Raw genomic sequence first — 18734 nt, forward strand, 5'->3', positions numbered from 1 at the left:
ATAGATCAATAGTCATAAAAGTCTCGCCTTCGCAGACCTTAGCACTCGCTGACGTTGATCGGAATGTTGACAGCCAGGCCACCGTCCGAGGTTTCTTTGTAGCGTGTATTCATGTCCTGTGCTGTTTCCCACATGGTCTTGACCACCACATCAAGCGACACTTTTGTTTGTGATGGATCGCTATGGCGTGCCAGCTGCGAGGCGGTAATGGCTTTGATCGCGCCCATGGTATTGCGCTCAATGCAGGGTACCTGAACCAGGCCGCCAATGGGGTCGCAGGTCATGCCCAGGTGATGTTCCATGGCGATTTCTGCTGCCATCAGGCATTGCGCGGGGCTGCCTCCCAGGCACTCGGTCAGGCCTGCCGCCGCCATCGCTGACGAAACCCCTATCTCGGCCTGGCAGCCGCCCATGGCTGCAGAAATGGTGGCTCGTTTTTTGAAGATGCAACCAATCTCGGAGGCAGTGAACAGAAAGCGGTTGATCAGTTCCGGATCAGGGGGCGACTGCCTGATGCCGGGGGCGAATGTCAGCAGGTATTGCAACACGGCCGGGATCACGCCAGCGGCGCCATTGGTCGGCGCCGTTACTACGCGACCGAAAGCGGCATTCTGTTCGTTCACCGCCAGTGCAAAACAGCTGACCCAGTCCAGGGTATAGGCGAAACCCTCGCCGCCATCACGGATAGCCTGTCGCCAGCTTTCATAATCGGAGTAAGTTGCGTTCGGTAACAGACGACTATTCAGGGTGGCTGCCCGTCGCGTGACCCGCAGCCCGCCAGGAAGGACCCCGCTGGTATGGCAGCCTTTATAGAGACAATCTGCCATCACCTGCCATATTTGCATCACGGCATCGCGCGTTGCTGCGGGCGATCGCCAGGCGGTTTCATTTTCTGCCACCACACCGGAAATTGGCAGACCGGATTGCTGGCACCACTGGGATAGCTCCTGTGCCGACTCGACCGGATAATGCAGTTTGATCTGATCCTGCGAGTCGCCATCATCCTGGGTCTCCTGAATGACAAAACCTCCGCCCACCGAGTACCAGGTCTCGCTGACCACATCGTCGTTAGTCAGGCGGGCCTGAAACTTAATGCCATTGGGATGGAACGGCAGAATTTTGTCGTCGAGAAACAGGATGTCAGTGTCGGCATGAAACTCGATTCCGTGACCGCCATGCAGCACCAGCTGGTTTGTCTGGCGTATGGCACGGACGTCGGGTTCGATCTGCTCAATATCACAATGAACCGGATCTTTTCCGGCCAGCCCCTGCATCAGCGCAATATCGGTCCCGTGCCCGCGTCCGGTTTTTGCCAGGGAGCCATATAAACTGATTTGCAGAGATTTAACAGCAGTGCGCTTGTCGCCCAGGTTTTCGGCGAAACGTGCAGCGGCGCGCCAGGGCCCCAGCGTATGCGAACTGCTGGGGCCGACGCCGATCTTGAACATGTCAAGCACAGAGAGAGCTTCCATGCCTTCAGTGTAAGAGTTCAGACCGCCAAAACCAAACGATTATGGTTGGGCCACTGATCACTGGCGTTCACTGATCATTGGCGCCTGATGGTCGCGTAAAGCGGTCATTGAGCTTCTGCACCAATGTATCTGCGCTGGCAATCAGCTTGTCCAGTCTGCGCTGCAAACGACCAGACCAGTTATGCGGATGCCCTGCTGACAGGTGTTTCGACCAGGAGTCGAGATTTCGTTCGAAAGCCATTGTCAGTCGTTTACCATCAACGCCGGGGGAGCTTTCGCGCTTAAGTTTTCGCAGTACCGAACGACCGGCCATTAGCCGAAGGTGTCCGTACAACATTGCCAGGGCGATTGCTGCCGCACCAACAAGCACCAACTGAATCAGAGGCGCCATGTCTGCCAGTGGCCTGAAAATGACCCCGTCCCATGAACCAGTGCTGAGGCTCCAGTAGGCGAATGCAATAATCATGGCGCCAAAAACGATACCATTGAGCCAGCGTGACCGTTTGAACCACAAACGCCGCGCCTTGATCAGCTCTGGCACAAGCACGTCACGCAAATGCTTGGCGCTTTGCTCCAGCATCCCGGTGACACGATAGGCCCGATTGACATCCAGTTGTTGTATGCGGTTTTTAATGTCGCCAAGATCCTCGTCACGTTTAGCCTTCATGCGTTCCTTGATCTGCTGGTCGTCGATGGGAACAGCGGCTTCTTCTGAGTAAATGCGGAAAAAACGGCCAGCGGTCAGACCAGACTGGGCCATTGCCCGTTGCCACGCAGCCACAACTTCTTCCGGATTATCTTCGCGTACGGTGTTGTCAATCTGGTTCAGGATATAAAGGAACTTGTCGGAATCCTGCCGATTGATGGTGTTGGCCACCAGGTGCTCCAACGTGTCAGTCATGGCACCTGGTTCCGGGTGACGTGCATCAAAGAACACCAGTACCAGATCCGACAGGCCGATGATGTGATCGGTAATCAGCAGCGTGGCGTCACGCTGTTTGTCGGCATCAAAACCGGGGGAATCAATCAGGATTTTACCCCGCAGCACTTCAGCATTGCAGGTTTTGAGCTGCAGATAGGAGTCGATGCGTTTGCCTTCGCCGGTGGCATCGGACTCGATCGATTGACTGATCTGGTAAAACGGAAATCGTGGATCGCTGTCCAGCGCCAGCCCGGGCAATTGTTTTGGCGCTTCATCGCTGCCATAGCAGATAACGGTGAATTTATCGTCTACTGCCTGGTTGCCGGTGCGTTGTAATTGATGTCCGAGGTACTCATTCAGGAAGGTCGATTTTCCCGCGGAAAACGTTCCCAGCACGGCCACAACCGGCCACCATGAAATTTGTGTTGCATACGAATCGTCTTCGCTCATGAAACCCAGCTTGCGAGCCACGATATCAAGTTCCTGGAACTGCTCAACCACCTCGGCGAGCGCCGGGTTCTCTCGCTCCAGATGGGCTTTCAGGCGTTTGATGCGTTCCTCTGTTGCTGTCTTGGCCATGTTACTCCCTCATAGCGGTTGTCATAACAGGTGGAGATTGTTATGTATTCGATGCGTAGACTGGGAGTATCCCATAGTTGAAGGCTTTCTTCATCCGGTGGCATTAGAACGCAGGAGTACGAGGTGTCGGGATGGCAATACTGCCGGGGACTTCGATAAGTGGCGCTGGGGCGCTCGTCTCAACTTGTTGCACAAGTTGTCGAACCCTGTAACGGGTTCCCATCCCTGCCCGCTTAACGGCGGTTGGGGATTCTACTGGTTTTGGGGATGGCAATACTGCCGGGGACTTCGATAAATGGCGGAGGGGCAGGATTGATTTAACAGCCTTTGGGGCTGTTAAACCCTTCGGGCTTCGCGCTGGGGCGCTCGTCTCAACTTGTTGCACAAGTTGTCGAACCCTGTAACGGGTTCTCATCCCTGCCTGCTTAATGGCGGTTGGGGATTCTACTGGTTTTGGGGATGGCAATACTGCCGGGGACTTCGATAAATGGCGGAGGGGCAGGGATTCGAACCCTGGGTAGGCTATTAACCTACGCCGGTTTTCAAGACCGGTGCATTCAACCGCTCTGCCACCCCTCCGCAGCGCGAAGCGGCATGTTACTATAATTTTGTAATCAGTCAACTGTTGATTGGGCTGCAGATGACAACTCTACCCTCTTGCGTCGATATTCATTGATTTTGCCGGACTGCACGGTATGATTATGTTGTGAAAGATAACGGTGTTGTCACCGATCTTCTATAGAGTCGATGTAGCGCCCATCCGGGTGTTATTGGATGTTTAGCCGGAGGTTTACCTGTATGAGTCAGTACCAAGTCAATGCCACGCAGTCACGCGAGTCTGCGGTTGTTGTTAACAAGGTTCTCAAGAATACCTATCTGTTACTGGCATTAACGCTGGCATTCAGTGCTTTGACTGCAAGCTTTGCCATGGCCAGCAATGCGGCCCCCGTCAACATTTTTGTCATGCTGATCGGCTTTTACGGCTTGTTGTTCCTGACCCACAAACTGTCCAACAGTGTCTGGGGTCTGGCAGCGGTTTTTGCCCTCACCGGCTTTATGGGTTACACGCTGGGACCGATTCTGGGTTTCTACATGGCGACTGCTAACGGCAGCCAACTGGTCATGACTGCGCTGGGCGGCACAGCCTTTATCTTTTTTGGTCTGTCCGGATACGCGCTGGTGACCCGCAAAGACTTCTCATTTCTGAGCGGTTTCATGATGGCGGGTTTCCTGGTCATCGTGGCGGCCTTTATTGCCAACCTGTTCCTGCAGTTGCCGGCCCTTCAGTTGGCACTGTCCGCTGCCTTCATGCTGTTCTCCAGCGCTGCCATCCTGATGCAGACGGGTGCGATCATCAACGGTGGTGAGCGTAATTACATTCTGGCCACAGTGACTTTGTACGTGTCTCTGTACAATATCTTTATCAGCCTGCTTCATCTGTTGACCGCCTTTGGTGGAGAAGAGTAACGCAGTCATCGCCAAATCTGGCAGCAAGAGCCCCGGCCTGGTCCGGGGCTTTTTTGTTTCTGGTAGTCAGTTTGCGGCATAATGCCGCTATTGCTGCTCAATTCATTGTCAGAGGCTCTATTTCAGGTGGTTATCAGTTTGGTCATTCATGGCGCGCCGGGCACGGCTCAGGGGGCTCAGTCCGCGCTGAACTTCTGTCAGGCGGCTCTGCAAAGCGGGCACCAGATATATCGCCTGTTCTTCTACGAGGACGGTGTTCACAATGCGCATGCGCTCGCCGTCTGGCCGCAGGACGAGCGTGACCTGAATGCCGACTGGGCTGCCTTGATCCAGGAACATGAGCTGGATGCCGTGGTGTGTGTGGCCTCGGCACTTAAACGCGGTGTGTTGAATCAGGAAGAATCATCGCGCTACGACAAGATGGCTGTCAGCCTGGATCCAGTCTTTGATATTTCGGGGCTGGGCCAATGGGTGGATGCCTGCCTGCACTCCGATCGTGTTGTAAGCTTTGGAGTTTAGCCTATGAAAACCCTGACCTTCCTGGCGCGCAGTGCTCCTCACGGAACCGGCAAGGCAAAAGCCCTGCAGGATATGGTGCTGTCTGCAGCTGTCTTTGAGCAGAAAATCCAGCTTGTCTTTCTGGACGATGGCGTCTACCAACTGCTGGCCGGTCAGGACCCGTCAGCTCTGCCTGCGAAGAATGTCAGTGCTGCCCTGCCCGCGCTGGAGTTGTACGGCGTCGACCGCGTATTCCTCGACGCCGATTCGTTGCAAACCCGTGGCCTGGGCGACAGCGAGCTATTGATCCCGGCGCAATCCTGCACAGCCGAGGAAATCCGGTTGCTCATCGCAGATTCCGACATGGTGTTCAGCCTGTGAGCACCTTGCATATTGTCAGCAAAAGCCCCTTCCGTACTGATGCCTTGCAGCGCTGTCTTGCTCTCGTGGGTGCCGGGGACAGCATCATCCTGATCGAAGACGGTGTATTGGCGGTTAATCAGACGGCACTGACAAACGCGATTGCCAGCTTGAATATTCGCTGTTTTGCGTTGTCTGACGATCTTGCTGCGCGCAGCCTCGGCACCGACGGCACGGCGGTTTCTGCGACAGATATGGCGGGTTTTGTGCAATTGGTATGTGAGCACAGGAACAGTCTTACGCATGCCTGATTCAGTCCTGCAATTACCTGAGCGTTCACCCGTGACGCTGGATAAAGACGGTTATCTGCGTCACTTGCATGATTGGGACACGGAGGTGGCGGAAGCGCTCGCCAGCCGCGAGGGAATTCGACTGACCCCGTCGCATTGGGAAGTGATCAACCTGGTACAAAAATTCTATCAGGAGTTTGAGATTTCCCCTGCTACCCGCGCCCTGGTCAGGTATGTCTCGCTGCACCTGGGTACAGAAAAAGGCAAAAGCCTGTATCTGATGACACTGTTTGGCGGCAAACCCGCACTAACTATCAGTCGTCTGGGTGGGTTGCCTCGACCGGCAAATTGCTTCTGAGACACGTTTTGCTTCATGTTTCGAGTGGCTGAATCTGTTATGCTTCGCGACTTGCAGGCTAAACATTTAATCTATTTGGGGTCTTCCTTTTTATGCGTCCTGCCGACAGTGTGCTAGCGGTCAACAATGACCTCCCCATCCGAACCGACAAAGCGGTTCACAGCGGCAAGGTACGCTCAGTGTACTGGCTGACAGATGAAGACAGTGCGCGTCTGATTCGTGAGTTCAACTACCCGGTGCTGCCCGACGCCCCGCTGGCCCTGATGGTGATCAGCGACCGCCTGTCGGCCTTTGATTGTGTCTGGCATGCTGAAGGCGGCATGGCAGGTGTGCCTGGAAAAGGCGCTGCACTCAATGCCATCGCCAGCCACTGGTTTGATCTGTTTCGGGCCAATGGCCTGGCTGACAGCCACATACTGGATCGTCCGCATCCGTTTGTCTGGATAGTGCAGAAAGCCCGTCCGGTGCTGATTGAAGCGATTGCGCGGCAGTACATCACCGGTTCCATGTGGCGCGCGTACAGTAACGGCGAACGTGAATTCTGTGGCATTACCCTGCCCGATGGCCTGCAAAAAGATCAGCGCCTGCCTGAGCTGTTGATGACGCCATCTACCAAAGGTATTTTGACGGGGATACCCGGTGTGCCGGAGGCCGATGACGTCAACATCAGCCGTCAGGATATCGTTGAGCATTATGCCGCCTTCAACCTGCGGTCCAGCGCGGATGTTAGCACTTATGAAAAGCTGCTTCGCGAAGGCTTCGACTTGATCAGTCAGTCTCTGGAAAAACTCGACCAGGTGTTTGTTGATACAAAGTTTGAATTCGGTTATGTCACTGATCAGAACGGTCAGGAAAAATTGATTTACATGGATGAGGTCGGCACGCCAGACTCATCGCGAATATGGGACGGCCCCGCCTATCGTCAGGGAAGCATTATCGAACAGTCGAAGGAAGCGTTCCGGCAGTTTCTGCTAAAACATTTCCCTGACCCTGATATTTTGCTGAACAAGTCACGCATGCCTGAACGCATTGCACTGGCCCGCGATAACGCCTTGCCTCTGGAAGCCATGATGCAGGTTTCTGTTACCTATGTGAGCATGGCGGAAAAAATCACCGGTGAAAAAATAAGGCTGCCCGACAATCCCAAGGCCGAAATTATCGAAATTCTGCACAGTCGATATGGTTTGATAGACGAGGCGCAACTGAGCTAACAGGAGTCAATATGAAGGATTCTATACACGATTTGCTGCCCGAACTGTGTGACCATTTTCCTGATCAGGTGAGAGTGGCCGAAGCCATGTTTATCAACTTTGGTGGACGCGAAGCCTTTGGTGGCGAAATCGTTACCGTGAAAGCCTGTGAAGACAATTCCCTGGTCAAGGATCAGCTCAGCAAACCCGGTGTCGGCAAGGTACTGGTGGTTGATGGTGCCGGTTCAATGCGTCGCGCCATGTTGGGCGACATGATTGCTGAGTCGGCCGTCGACAACGGCTGGGAGGGCGTCATCGTATATGGTTGTATCCGTGACGTTAACGCCATCAGTCAGCTCGACCTTGGTGTACAGGCGTTGGGTGCACATCCGCTGAAAACCGTCCGTAAAGGCGTCGGCGAGTTGAATGTTGAAGTCAGTTTTGCGGGTATCACGTTTGTTCCTGGCCAGTATGCCTACGGTGATAACAACGGTCTGCTGGTGTGTGCGCAACAACTTGTTTTGCCGGGGTTGCACTAGAGTTATGAAAACACCTTCACGATTACAGCCTTTGATGGATGATGGCCTGATTGATGAGGTAATCAGTCAGTTGATGAGCGGCAAGGAAGCACAGGTTTATGTTGTGCGATGTGGCGCCCACTTGCGCTGTGCAAAAATCTATAAAGAAGCCAATAACCGCAGCTTCAAGCAGGCGGCGACCTATCAGGAAGGGCGCAAAGTTCGCAACAGCCGTGATGCCCGGGCCATGGGGCGACGCAGTAAATATGGTCAGCGTGGCCACGAAGAAGCCTGGTTGAACGCGGAAGTTGACGCCCTGCGCCGCCTCCACCAGGCCGGCGTGCGAGTGCCCAAAACCCATGGTTTTGTTGATGGCGTGTTACTGATGGACATGATTATTGATGCTGACGGTGATGTGGCGCCACGTCTCAACGATGTTGAACTGACTAAAGAGCAGGCAGAACTTTATCATGCCCGGGTGATGCACGATGTTGTGAAAATGTTGAGCGCTGGGTTGATTCACGGAGACCTGTCCGAATTTAATGTCCTGTTGGCTGACGACGGCCCGGTGATTATCGATCTGCCGCAGGCAGTCAATGCTGCCGGCAATAATAACGCGGCCTCCATGTTGATCCGCGACGTCGAGAACATGACGCGTTATTTCGGTCGGTTTGCGCCCGAACTTCGCAGTACCTATTACGGCCCGGAGATTTGGGATCTGTATGAACGCGGTCGCCTGCGCCCCGACGTGACCCTGACCGGGCAGTTTGAACGTCGCGCTGAAAATGCCAATATTGACGAAATTCTGCTGGTCATAGAGCATGCGCGCGCTGAAGCCGAGGAAGCCGAAGAACGCCGCCTGGCAGCCGAAGCGGGCGATGAGTGATATCGACGCCACGCCGGTAACGTTGCTACGGCATCGTGAAATTCTGCGCCGTGCCTGGCCAGTCATGCTGGCCAATGCCTCCGTCCCCCTGCTTGGCCTGTCCGACACCGCCGTTATCGGCAATACCGGTTCGTTGTCGGCACTGGGTGCCATTGCCTTTGGCGCCATCATCTTCAGTTTTGTTTACTGGGGGTTTGGTTTTCTGCGCATGGGCACCACGGGTTTCACCGCCCAGGCAGTAGGCGCTGGTGATGAGGCGGAAGTACGCACGGCGTTGTGGCGTGCCCTACTGCTGGCGGCGGGTCTTGGTCTTGCGCTGATTGCCTTGCAGCAACCAATCAGCGCGGTTTCTCTTGCCCTGATGGATGGCAGTGACAGCGTTAATGCATTGACGCGTGAATACATCGCCATGCGCATCTGGGGAGCGCCCGCTGCCCTGGCGCTATTCGCGTTGATGGGTTGCCTGATAGGGCTTGGGCACAGCAAAACGCTGCTGCTGGTACAGCTTTTCCTGAACGGTCTTAATATTACCCTGGACATCTGGTTCGCCGGCTTTCTGGGCATGGGCGTTGAGGGCATTGCGCTGGGCACTGCGCTGGCAGAATGGAGCAGTGTGGGTCTGGCCCTGTTTCTGGTATTACGCATTTTGCGCCGGCGCCATCGTGATCAGGAAGCGTTTTTACCCCTGCCCCGCCTGCGCGACTGGACACGCCTACGACACACCTTGAGCGTCAACAGCCATATCATGATACGCACCCTGCTGCTGGTGTTCAGTTTTGCCTGGTTTGTCAGGCAAAGCGGCCAGTTTGGTGACGATGTATTGGCCGCCAATCATATTCTGTTGCAACTGATTTCCTTTTCCGCGTTTTTCCTCGACGCCTATGCCTATGTGACGGAAGCGATAGTGGGCGAAGCCGCCGGGGCAAAAAATGTGCGACGCTTCGATGAAGCCGTGCGCAAAAGCAGTGAACTGGCGCTGATGACCGCTGGCGTGCTGGCAGCGATCATTCTGTTTGGCGGTGATTTTGCGGCACAATTGCTGAGTACCCACGAACAGGTCTGGTATCAGGTGTCACTGGTTTTGCCATGGGCTGCTTTGTATGTGCTGTTGGCGGTGGTGGCGTTTCAGCTAGACGGCATCTTTATCGGCACCACGCGCACGCGCGAAATGCGTAATGCCGCCATTGTGGGTACCGCCATCTTTTTGCCACTTAGCCTGCTGGCGATCAATTGGGCAGGCAATAAGGGTCTGTGGTTGTCCTTCGTGATTTATGTCTGTCTGCGCGCGCTGTGCCTGTCTTATTATCTGCCGGGCCTGCGGCGCAGCATCAGTGACCGAACCACGCCAGCTCACGGTGCAGCTTGACAACCTGACCGACGATGATAATGGCCGGTGCCTTGACCCCTGCCGCTTCCACTTTTCCCGCGATATCCTGCAAAGTGCCGGTTACAACCCGCTGTTGTGGCAAGGTACCCTGCTCTACGATTGCCACCGGCATGGCGCTGTTCATACCATATGCCTGCAGCTGTTCGCAGATTACTGGCAATGTGATCAGCCCCATATAGATGACCAGCGTCTGATCTTCTTTGGCCAGCACTGGCCAGTCGAGATCGGGCTCGTCATTCTTCATATGACCGGTGACAAAACGCACCGATTGTGAAAAATCACGGTGAGTCAGCGGTATGCCGGCATAGGCGGCACAACCGGAGGCTGCTGTTACACCTGGCACAACCTGGAATGGCAGACCCGCTGCCGCCAGTTGGTCTATCTCTTCGCCACCGCGACCGAAGATGAAGGGATCGCCGCCTTTCAGGCGCAATACTTTTTTGCCTTCCCGGGCCAGCCGCACCAGCATGTCATTTATCTGTTCCTGTGGCACCGGGTGATGTTTGGCTTCTTTGCCGACAAACACTTTGTCTGCGTCCGGTCGGACACGTTTCATGATCTCGGGAGACACCAGCCTGTCGTACAGGACCACATCGGCGGCGTACATCAGGCGCAGGGCTTTGAGTGTGAGCAGATCGGGGTCACCAGGACCCGCGCCAACCAGATAGACTTCGCCTTGTGACTGATCGTCGTCGGCCCGTGCCAGACTGGTTTCGAATAATTGCATGGCTTCCTGTTCCCGGCCGGACAGCATCAGCTCAGGCAAGGGACCGGATAACAGTTTTTCCCAGAAACGTGTGCGTCGACTGAAATCCGTCACCCCCAGTTTGACCCGGTCACGCAGACTGCCAAGCATGGCTGCCAGCCTGCCGTAGGCCGCAGGCAGCATGATGTCTATTTTTTCCTTGAGCTGGCGGGTCAATACCGGTGAGCTGCCTCCGGTAGAGATGGCGACCACGACCGGTGAACGGTCGACAATGGCGGGCACGATAAAGCTGCACAGTTCGGTCTGGTCGACAACATTGACAGGTAAATTGCGTTCGCGGGCCAGCTCCGAAACGTGTCTGTTTACTTTGTCGTCGTCGGTGGCTGCAATTGCCAGCACCACATCGTTCAGATCATTGTCAGTAAAACCACGTTCATGAATCTCGCCGCCATGCTGGTTAACCAGATCGCGCACGGGATCGCTGATCCAGGGGGCGACCACGATCAGCGTCGCACCAGTACGCACCAGCAGGGCTGCTTTGCGACTTGCGACTTCCCCTGCTCCGACCAACAGGCAGCGCTGGCCGCGCACGTTCATAAAAATTGGTAGGTAATCCATAAACCTGTTGTCCTTTGTTTCCAACCCCGGCTTCGCAATTACAGCGTGGCTGCCCCACCCATGTACGGCACCAGTACAGCCGGTATCTGAACCGAACCGTCTTCCTGCTGGTAATTTTCCATGATGGCTACCAGGGTGCGACCAATGGCAAGTCCGGAGCCATTCAGGGTGTGCAGCAATTCCGGTTTTCCGGTTTCCGGGTTTCTCCAGCGCGCCTGCATGCGACGTGCCTGATAGTCTTCAAAGGTGCTGCAGGAAGAGATTTCACGATAACAGTCCTGAGATGGCAGCCAGACTTCCAGGTCGATCGTGCGCGCAGCACTGGCACCCATGTCACCACCACACAATTGCATGGTGCGGTAAGGCAACTCGAGCAGTTGCAGAATGCGTTCGGCATGGCCGGTCAGCTCTTCCAGTGCGGCGTCTGAATCCTGCGGCCGAACCATCTGTACCAGCTCCACTTTTTCGAATTGATGCTGGCGAATCATGCCGCGCGTGTCGCGGCCATAGCTGCCCGCTTCGCTGCGGAAACAGGGCGTGTGACAGACCAGTTTGAGTGGCATGCTTTCCGCCGGCACGATCTCGTCACGTACCAGATTGGTGACCGGGACTTCTGCCGTGGGGATCAGATAAAAATCCTGTTCACCTTCCAGATGGAACAGGTCTTCAGCAAATTTTGGCAGCTGGCCGGTGCCCATCAGCGAGTCACGGTTAACCATATAGGGCACATAAACTTCCTCGTAACCATGCTGCTGCGTGTGCTGGTCCAGCATGAACTGAATCAGGGAGCGGTGCAGGCGTGCCATGCGGCCGCGCATGACCACAAAGCGGCTACCGGTCAATTTGGTGGCGGCGGCAAAGTCCATTGCCGGGCCGGTGGCGGCTTCATATTCGCCCAGTTCAACGTGATCACGGGGTTTAAAGGTCATTTCCCTGGGTGTACCCCAGCGTCGCAATTCGACATTGTCATTCTCGTCCTTGCCAGCCGGCACATCCGCCTGCGGCAGGTTGGGCAGTTGAATCCAGACATCATTAAACGCTTGCTGCACGTCAGCCAGCGACGCTTTGGCGGCATCCAGTTTATCGCCGAGGCCGCTGACTTCGGCCAGTAAAGGGGTCACGTCTTCCCCCGCTGCTTTGGCCTTGCCAATATTTTTGGCTCGAGTATTACGTTCATTCTGCAACTGTTCAGTTTCCTGCTGCAGGCGTTTGCGTTGCTCATCCAGCGCCAGAAGATGACTCAGATCGACGGTGACACCGCGTTTTGCCAGGGCAGCGATCAGGTGATCAGGGTCAGTTTTTAACAGGCGTGGGTCTAACATGGTGTTGATGTCCTTGTTCGGATTGGGTTAACGGGTGCAATTTTACGTCAGCAAACGCGCAAGTGCCATGCCGAGCCATGTCGCCAGCACACAAACCAGCACGCTGGCGAGCATGTAGCCGACAGCCTGCAGCCACCAGCCTTGCTGGATGAGCAGTAACGTGTCGAGTGAAAAAGTCGAAAATGTGGTGAAGGCACCCAGAAAACCGACAATGAGCAATGCCCGGGCCGCTTCTGACAGCAGCAGTTTTTCGCTGATGATGACATACAGGATGCCAATGAGCAGCGCCCCGAAGATATTCACCAACAGTGTGCCCCAGGGCAGGCGGCTGTCGGTGTGGGTGGCGATCAGTTCCATCAGTGCATATCGGGAAAGCGCACCGATGGCACCGCCAACTGCAATGGCCAGATATGTCATCATGACTTGCCCGGGTATCGTTTATCCGCGCTGTTGGCATCGCGTTGCCGCAGATAGTTCAGCTTTTCGCTGATCTTTGCTTCCAGACCATTGTCGCCCGGATGGTAGTATTGTGTGTTTTTAAGAGCTTCCGGAAAATAATTTTCACCGGCCGCATAGGCGCCTTCTTCGTCGTGGGCATAACGGTATTGAGCACCGTAATCCAGATCTTTCATTAACGCCGTGGGTGCATTGCGCAAATGCAGCGGTACATCGTGCGACGGTTGTCGCGCGAGATCGGCTTTGGCGGCATTAAACGCCATATAGACGGCATTGCTTTTGGGTGCACACGCCAGATAGATAACCGCGTGAGCCAGCACCAGCTCGCCTTCCGGGCTGCCCAGTCGGGTCAGCGCATCCCACGCCGACAGTGCCATCTGCAGACAGCGCGGATCGGCATTGCCAATGTCTTCACTGGCCATGCGCACGACCCGGCGAGCGACGTACAGTGGATCGCAACCCCCGTCCAGCATGCGCAACAGCCAGTATAGTGCGGCATCGGGTGATGAACCTCGTACCGCTTTGTGTAGCGCTGAAATCTGGTCGTAAAACAGATCTCCGCCCTTGTCGAAGCGGCGTGGACTGCCGAGCAATACCTGCTCCAGGATGTCGTCGCCGATATCGTCGCCGTCAGTGACCAGATCCGACGCTATTTCCAGCAGATTGAGGGCTTTGCGGGCATCGCCGTCGGCGGCTACAGCCAGGCGGTCCATGGCGCCGTCGTCAATCTGCAGGTGACGTTGCCCCAGCCCTCTGAGTGGGTCCTCACATGCCTGAGTCAGCACTTCCACCAGCTCGGCATCGGTCAGGCTTTTTAATACGTAGACGCGGGCACGCGACAGCAACGCGTTATTCAATTCAAACGATGGATTTTCCGTGGTGGCGCCAACAAAGATCAGCGTGCCGTCTTCAATGTGGGGCAAAAATGCGTCCTGCTGGCTTTTGTTGAAACGGTGCACCTCGTCAACAAACAGAATGGTGGCCTGACCGTTGTGCTGTTTGCGCAGTCGAGCGCGTTCAACAGCCGCCCGGATCTCCTTGACGCCGGACAGAACGGCAGAAATGCTTTCAAAGCTGGCATCACTGGCGATGGCCACCATTCGTGCCAGGGTGGTTTTGCCGGTACCCGGAGGCCCCCACAGAATCATGGAGTGCGGCAGGCCGCGGCTGATGGCATCACGCAGCGGTTTGCCTGGCCCAAGAATATGTGATTGACCGATATAGTCTTCCAGTGTGCGCGGGCGCATTCGTGCCGCCAGGGGTTGAGAAGACAGCGCCCCTTCGGCGGTCTCTGTCACATCGTCAAAGCTGGTCTGTTTCATGAGTGTTGTCGGCGCGGTTGTCGATCACGTCAAGAAAGTCGTCGTCCGGTGCGGTGAAGTTGAATGTGGTGTCAGCGATGGGTTCATTAACCTGTCGATTAAAAAATTCCCACAGCGTGCGCTGGCCATTGGTATTGATCAGCAGAATCGATTCCAGCAGATCGTCGACAAAATACAGCACCACGCGCTGATAGAGACTGGCCTGATCCAGTGGCCGCAGTACAAATTCCCAGTCATTGGTTGCCACCTGCACCGCTTCTATGTCGTATTCCTCAGCAATGGCGGCAGTTTCTCCGCCCAGCAGTTGCGCCGCCAGTTCCGATTCATCAGGGTTCCAGTCCTCAATGCTTAGCTGCAAAAGATCGGGCTGGTAATTCCACAAGGTATCGCCATTGGTGACGATGAGTTCGGGGAACGGTGACAGCGTTTCCCAGTAGAAACCGTGGGGCCGTTTCAGCATGAACAGGATATCGCTCTCCTCCAGCACACCACCGCTGGATTCGGTAATAAGCTGTCTGACGTCCGCGCGGAAGGTGCTCAGGTCGGCCAGTAGGCGGGTCAGGCGCTCGGTTGCGGTGTCAGTGCCGATAGTTGCGCTGTCACTGTTGTTGGCCTGCTCAGAGGACGCGCCCTGCGCTGCAATCGAGACCGGTGTTGCTGCCAGCATGAAGCTGAGCACGCACATTGGGAAAAACGATTTCACAGGCAGCTCCTTCTAAAATGGCTTGATTGATCGCAATGTTAACTGTTAGCGGGTGAACCGTGGCTTAACGCGGTGGTGGCGGTGCCAGTACTTCCCGACTGCCATTGGTGCCCATCTCCGACACCACACCGGCGGCTTCCATGGCTTCAATCATCCGCGCGGCGCGGTTATAACCGATGCGTAGCTTGCGTTGCACTGCGGATATGGAGGCTTTGCGAGATTCGCAGACAAACGCCACGGCCTCGTCGTACAGCGCATCGTCCTCCTCGCCACCTTCACCGGAGGAGCCACCCCCCATGTTCATGTCGCGCTCTTCAACACCCTGGGTGATCTCATCGATGTAAACCGGTTCGCCGCGAGACTTCCAGTCAGCGACAACACGGTGCACTTCCTCGTCGCTGACAAAGGCGCCGTGAACCCGCTTGGCCAGGCCGCCACCGGGTGGCAGAAACAGCATGTCACCGTTGCCCAGCAACTGCTCAGCGCCGCCCTCTCCCAGAATCGTGCGTGAATCGACCTTGGACTGCACCATAAACGACAGTCGGGTCGGGATGTTGGCCTTGATCAGGCCGGTAAGCACATCGACTGAGGGGCGCTGTGTCGCCAGAATCAGATGGATACCGGCCGCTCGGGCTTTCTGTGCAATACGGGCAATGAGCTCTTCCACTTTTTTGCCAACGACCATCATCATGTCGGCGAGCTCGTCCACCACCACAACAATATTGGGCAATGCCTCCAGCGGTGGTGCTTGCTGATCATCCTGCAGCGCCATGGGATCAGGACGCCAGATCGGATCAATGATGGGTTCTCCGGCCTTGATCGCGTCCTGCACCTTTTTGTTGTAACCAGCCAGGTTGCGTACACCCAGCGCCGACATCAGCTTATAACGTCGCTCCATCTCTGCGACACTCCAGCGCAGCGCGTTGGCGGCGTCCTTCATGTCGGTTACCACAGGTGTAAGCAGGTGCGGAATACCATCGTAAACAGACAGCTCCAGCATCTTGGGATCAATCATGATCATGCGCACGTGTTCGGGTGTGGACTTGTACAACAGGCTCAGAATCATGGCATTGATGCCCACGGATTTACCTGAACCGGTGGTGCCGGCCACCAGCAGATGCGGCATCTTGGCGAGATCGACAATAACCGGCTTACCAACAATGTCGTGGCCCAGCGCCATGCTCAACGCGGATTGAGCTTTGTCAAATTCCGGCGATGCCAGCACCTGGCCAAGCATGATCATTTCCCGGTGCTCATTGGGTATTTCAATACCAATCACGGTCTTGCCTGGTATCACCTCCACCACACGCACGCCCACAACAGCCAGAGAGCGCGCCAGGTCACGGCCCAAACCGGTGATGCGACTGGCCTTGACGCCGGGTGCGGGTTGTACTTCGAACCGTGTGATTACCGGGCCCGGATGTACTGCAGTGACTTCAATCTCGATACCAAAATCTTGCAGTTTAAGTTCCAGCAGTTTCGACATGGCTTCAAGGGACTCCGTTGAATAACCCTTGTTGCCAGCATTCTTGTGTTCGTCCAACAAACTGACGGCGGGCAATTCACCCGGTGCGCTGTCAGTAAACAGCTTGGTTTGTCGCTCTTTCTCTACCCGCTGGCTTCGTTGTGGCGGCGCACTGAGAACGGGTTCAATACGTGGTGGCGTGCGTTTCTTTTCTTTTTCAATTCGGACATCGAGTGCCTTTTTTCTCTTCTCCACACCCTGCTTCACCTTGTTGGCTTCTTCTCTTTTCTCCTGCCATGCACGCATGGCGTCATTGGCCCGTGCGACACCGTTGATGGTCCAGTAACCGATACGATCGACCAGTTTAAGCCAGGAGATTTCAAAGGTGACCGTCAGACCGAACAGGAAAATGCTGAGGTAGACCAGTGTACTGCCAAATATCGCCAATACGGGAACACTGGCATCGGCCATGGCAGAGCCAATCAGGCCGCCGGCAGGCCAGGTATTGTCATCGGAAATGGCGAAATGCAGCGTTGCCAGCGTACAGGCACCAATGACCAGCAGGACAATGCCCATTACCTTGAGCGATACCACCATCCAGGAAAATTCCCGTTCCCGCGACGAATCCCGGAACAGCGAGAATACCTTGAATCCCAACGCCAGCGGGAAGATGTAGGCAAAATAGCCGAACATGTGCAGCAGAACGTCTGCCAGCCAGGCCCCCATGTGACCAATGGCATTATTAACGGGTTCGCCAGATCCGGTGGTGGTGAAGCCGGGATCCTGGGGAGAATAGCTGAGCAGTGCCACCAGCAGGACAATGCCGAGCAAAAACGCGCTGATCAATGCCCCTTCACGCATGATGCGTTGTGACAGGCGATTCAGCCGGTCATCCGTTACCGTTTTTTGTTTCGACGCATTTTTCAAAATTTATCAGTTGCCTGCGTAGTTAAATTAAATCTTTTTCAAGGTAAGTAAGCGCTATCATAATAGATTTATGCCGACAATCAAACAGCCATCAACGGTGCCTGTGCGAATCTGTGCCAAGTGTGGGTCTGTGTACTGTCAGGCCGTTGCTGAGAATAGCACATTGTGCCAGAGCGTGACTGTATCTCCGATCACAGCTTGATTATCAAGCAGCCCGACCCTATTGACTGTATAATGCCGCGCTTGCGTTGCCCTCTACGGGGCGCCCGCGCATCCACACCATACGATACACGCTTGCATGGGGAAACATTGATTTATGAGCGCACCTGCACACCATCGCCTGATTATTCTGGGATCCGGCCCTGCCGGCTACACCGCCGCGGTTTACGCTGCACGCGCCAACCTTGAACCTGTGCTGATCACGGGCATTGTTCAGGGTGGGCAGTTGACCACAACCACTGATGTAGACAACTGGCCCGGTGATGTTGAAGGTCTGCAGGGGCCTGCCCTGATGGAGCGCATGAAAGAGCACGCCGAGCGTTTTAATACCCAGGTGGTGTTTGACCACATAAACAAGGTTGAGCTTGAGCAGCGACCATTCAGGTTGCATGGCGACAGCGGCACGTTCACCTGCGATGCGTTGATCATCGCCACCGGCGCGTCAGCGCAATACCTTGGTCTGCCATCGGAATCCGCGTTCATGGGCAAAGGCGTCAGCGCCTGTGCAACCTGCGACGGCTTCTTCTATCGCAACAAGCCGGTGGCCGTTATAGGCGGTGGCAACACCGCTGTCGAAGAGGCGTTGTACCTGTCCAATATTGCCTCCCAGGTCACACTGGTGCACCGACGCGACAGCCTGCGTGCCGAGAAAATCCTGCAGGACAAGCTGTTTGCACGCGAAAACATCACCATTGTCTGGGATCACACGCTGAATGAAGTCAAAGGTGACGACATGGGCGTGACCGGTATTGATCTCGTCAGTACCAAAGATGGCAGCACCCAGAGCGTGACCGTAGACGGGGTTTTTATTGCGATCGGGCACAAACCCAATTCTGATATCTTTGAAGGTCAATTGGAGATGAAAGACGGCTACCTGAAAATCCACAGTGGCACCGAAGGTAATGCGACACAAACCAGTGTTGCTGGCGTTTTTGCTGCCGGTGATATCGCCGATCACGTTTATCGGCAGGCGATAACGTCAGCCGGTTTTGGTTGCATGGCGGCACTGGATGCCGAGAAATTTCTTGACCAGTAATCGCCAATTAACCGGCGACCAGTAAACCGGCAA

General features: G+C 55.4%; 18 protein-coding genes and 1 tRNA gene. 10 read left to right on the forward strand and 9 right to left on the reverse strand.

Annotation, left to right across the window (positions count from 1 at the left end; all coding sequences use genetic code 11):
* Window positions 1-38 precede the first annotated feature (38 nt).
* The 3 genes from PHACT_RS01125 to PHACT_RS01135 all read right to left on the reverse strand — a co-directional run bounded on the left by PHACT_RS01125 (window position 39) and on the right by PHACT_RS01135 (window position 3552).
* The gene (locus PHACT_RS01125; RefSeq protein ID WP_070115539.1) at window positions 39-1472 is read right to left on the reverse strand and encodes an L-serine ammonia-lyase; all 1434 of its coding nucleotides are present in this window, start codon (window positions 1470-1472) and stop codon (window positions 39-41) included.
* A 67-nt stretch (window positions 1473-1539) separates the two neighbouring features.
* On the reverse strand, window positions 1540-2973 hold the full coding sequence (locus PHACT_RS01130) for a dynamin family protein (protein ID WP_070115540.1): 1434 nt from the start codon (window positions 2971-2973) through the stop codon (window positions 1540-1542).
* 488 nt (window positions 2974-3461) lie between these two features.
* A tRNA-Ser gene (locus PHACT_RS01135) sits at window positions 3462-3552 on the reverse strand.
* 219 nt (window positions 3553-3771) lie between these two features.
* Between PHACT_RS01135 and PHACT_RS01140 the strand changes: the two genes are divergently transcribed.
* The 9 genes from PHACT_RS01140 to PHACT_RS01180 all read left to right on the forward strand — a co-directional run bounded on the left by PHACT_RS01140 (window position 3772) and on the right by PHACT_RS01180 (window position 9906).
* Window positions 3772-4440 (forward strand): Bax inhibitor-1/YccA family protein, encoded by a 669-nt coding sequence (locus PHACT_RS01140; protein ID WP_070115541.1) that lies wholly within the window; start codon window positions 3772-3774, stop codon window positions 4438-4440.
* 132 nt (window positions 4441-4572) lie between these two features.
* The gene (gene tusD, locus PHACT_RS01145; protein WP_397389509.1) at window positions 4573-4959 is read left to right on the forward strand and encodes a sulfurtransferase complex subunit TusD; all 387 of its coding nucleotides are present in this window, start codon (window positions 4573-4575) and stop codon (window positions 4957-4959) included.
* A 3-nt stretch (window positions 4960-4962) separates the two neighbouring features.
* A complete protein-coding gene (tusC, locus tag PHACT_RS01150) occupies window positions 4963-5319 on the forward strand; it encodes a sulfurtransferase complex subunit TusC (protein ID WP_070115543.1) in 357 nt (118 codons plus the stop codon).
* Window positions 5316-5609 (forward strand): sulfurtransferase complex subunit TusB, encoded by a 294-nt coding sequence (gene tusB / locus PHACT_RS01155; RefSeq protein WP_070115544.1) that lies wholly within the window; start codon window positions 5316-5318, stop codon window positions 5607-5609. Before tusC ends, tusB begins: the two co-directional genes overlap by 4 nt.
* Window positions 5602-5946: a TusE/DsrC/DsvC family sulfur relay protein gene (locus PHACT_RS01160; protein WP_070115545.1), complete on the forward strand. Its 345-nt coding sequence runs from the start codon at window positions 5602-5604 to the stop codon at window positions 5944-5946. Before tusB ends, PHACT_RS01160 begins: the two co-directional genes overlap by 8 nt.
* A gap of 92 nt (window positions 5947-6038) precedes the next feature.
* Entirely contained in the window at window positions 6039-7157 is a 1119-nt protein-coding gene (locus PHACT_RS01165; protein WP_070115546.1) for a phosphoribosylaminoimidazolesuccinocarboxamide synthase, read from the forward strand.
* Window positions 7158-7168: 11 nt separating this feature from the next.
* Window positions 7169-7675: a putative 4-hydroxy-4-methyl-2-oxoglutarate aldolase gene (locus tag PHACT_RS01170; protein ID WP_070115547.1), complete on the forward strand. Its 507-nt coding sequence runs from the start codon at window positions 7169-7171 to the stop codon at window positions 7673-7675.
* A gap of 4 nt (window positions 7676-7679) precedes the next feature.
* A complete protein-coding gene (locus PHACT_RS01175) occupies window positions 7680-8540 on the forward strand; it encodes a PA4780 family RIO1-like protein kinase (protein WP_070115548.1) in 861 nt (286 codons plus the stop codon).
* Window positions 8533-9906, forward strand: coding sequence for an MATE family efflux transporter (locus PHACT_RS01180; protein WP_070115549.1), 1374 nt, complete (start codon window positions 8533-8535; stop codon window positions 9904-9906). The genes PHACT_RS01175 and PHACT_RS01180 overlap by 8 nt, the downstream gene beginning before the upstream one ends.
* On the opposite strand, the gene cysG is transcribed toward PHACT_RS01180, so the two are convergent.
* From cysG to PHACT_RS01210, 6 genes are all read right to left on the reverse strand, one after another.
* A complete protein-coding gene (cysG, locus tag PHACT_RS01185) occupies window positions 9869-11251 on the reverse strand; it encodes a siroheme synthase CysG (protein ID WP_070115550.1) in 1383 nt (460 codons plus the stop codon). The genes PHACT_RS01180 and cysG overlap by 38 nt on opposite strands.
* Window positions 11252-11289: 38 nt before the next feature.
* The gene (gene serS / locus PHACT_RS01190) at window positions 11290-12573 is read right to left on the reverse strand and encodes a serine--tRNA ligase (protein WP_070115551.1); all 1284 of its coding nucleotides are present in this window, start codon (window positions 12571-12573) and stop codon (window positions 11290-11292) included.
* A gap of 42 nt (window positions 12574-12615) precedes the next feature.
* Window positions 12616-12993 carry a fluoride efflux transporter CrcB gene (crcB, locus tag PHACT_RS01195; RefSeq protein ID WP_070115552.1) on the reverse strand — a complete coding sequence of 126 codons (378 nt, stop codon included), beginning with the start codon at window positions 12991-12993 and terminating at the stop codon, window positions 12616-12618.
* Window positions 12990-14351: a replication-associated recombination protein A gene (locus PHACT_RS01200; protein WP_070115553.1), complete on the reverse strand. Its 1362-nt coding sequence runs from the start codon at window positions 14349-14351 to the stop codon at window positions 12990-12992. Before PHACT_RS01200 ends, crcB begins: the two co-directional genes overlap by 4 nt.
* Window positions 14332-15054 carry an outer membrane lipoprotein chaperone LolA gene (lolA, locus tag PHACT_RS01205; protein ID WP_139141396.1) on the reverse strand — a complete coding sequence of 241 codons (723 nt, stop codon included), beginning with the start codon at window positions 15052-15054 and terminating at the stop codon, window positions 14332-14334. Before lolA ends, PHACT_RS01200 begins: the two co-directional genes overlap by 20 nt.
* Before the next feature lie 64 nt (window positions 15055-15118).
* Window positions 15119-17446, reverse strand: coding sequence for a DNA translocase FtsK (locus PHACT_RS01210; RefSeq protein ID WP_070115555.1), 2328 nt, complete (start codon window positions 17444-17446; stop codon window positions 15119-15121).
* 316 nt (window positions 17447-17762) lie between these two features.
* Here PHACT_RS01210 and trxB point away from each other — a divergent pair, with 316 nt between their 5' ends.
* Window positions 17763-18701 (forward strand): thioredoxin-disulfide reductase, encoded by a 939-nt coding sequence (gene trxB / locus PHACT_RS01215; protein WP_070115556.1) that lies wholly within the window; start codon window positions 17763-17765, stop codon window positions 18699-18701.
* Window positions 18702-18734: the final 33 nt, after the last annotated feature.

The organism is Pseudohongiella acticola (assembly GCF_001758195.1).
GTDB classification, from domain to species: Bacteria; Pseudomonadota; Gammaproteobacteria; order Pseudomonadales; family Pseudohongiellaceae; genus Pseudohongiella; species Pseudohongiella acticola.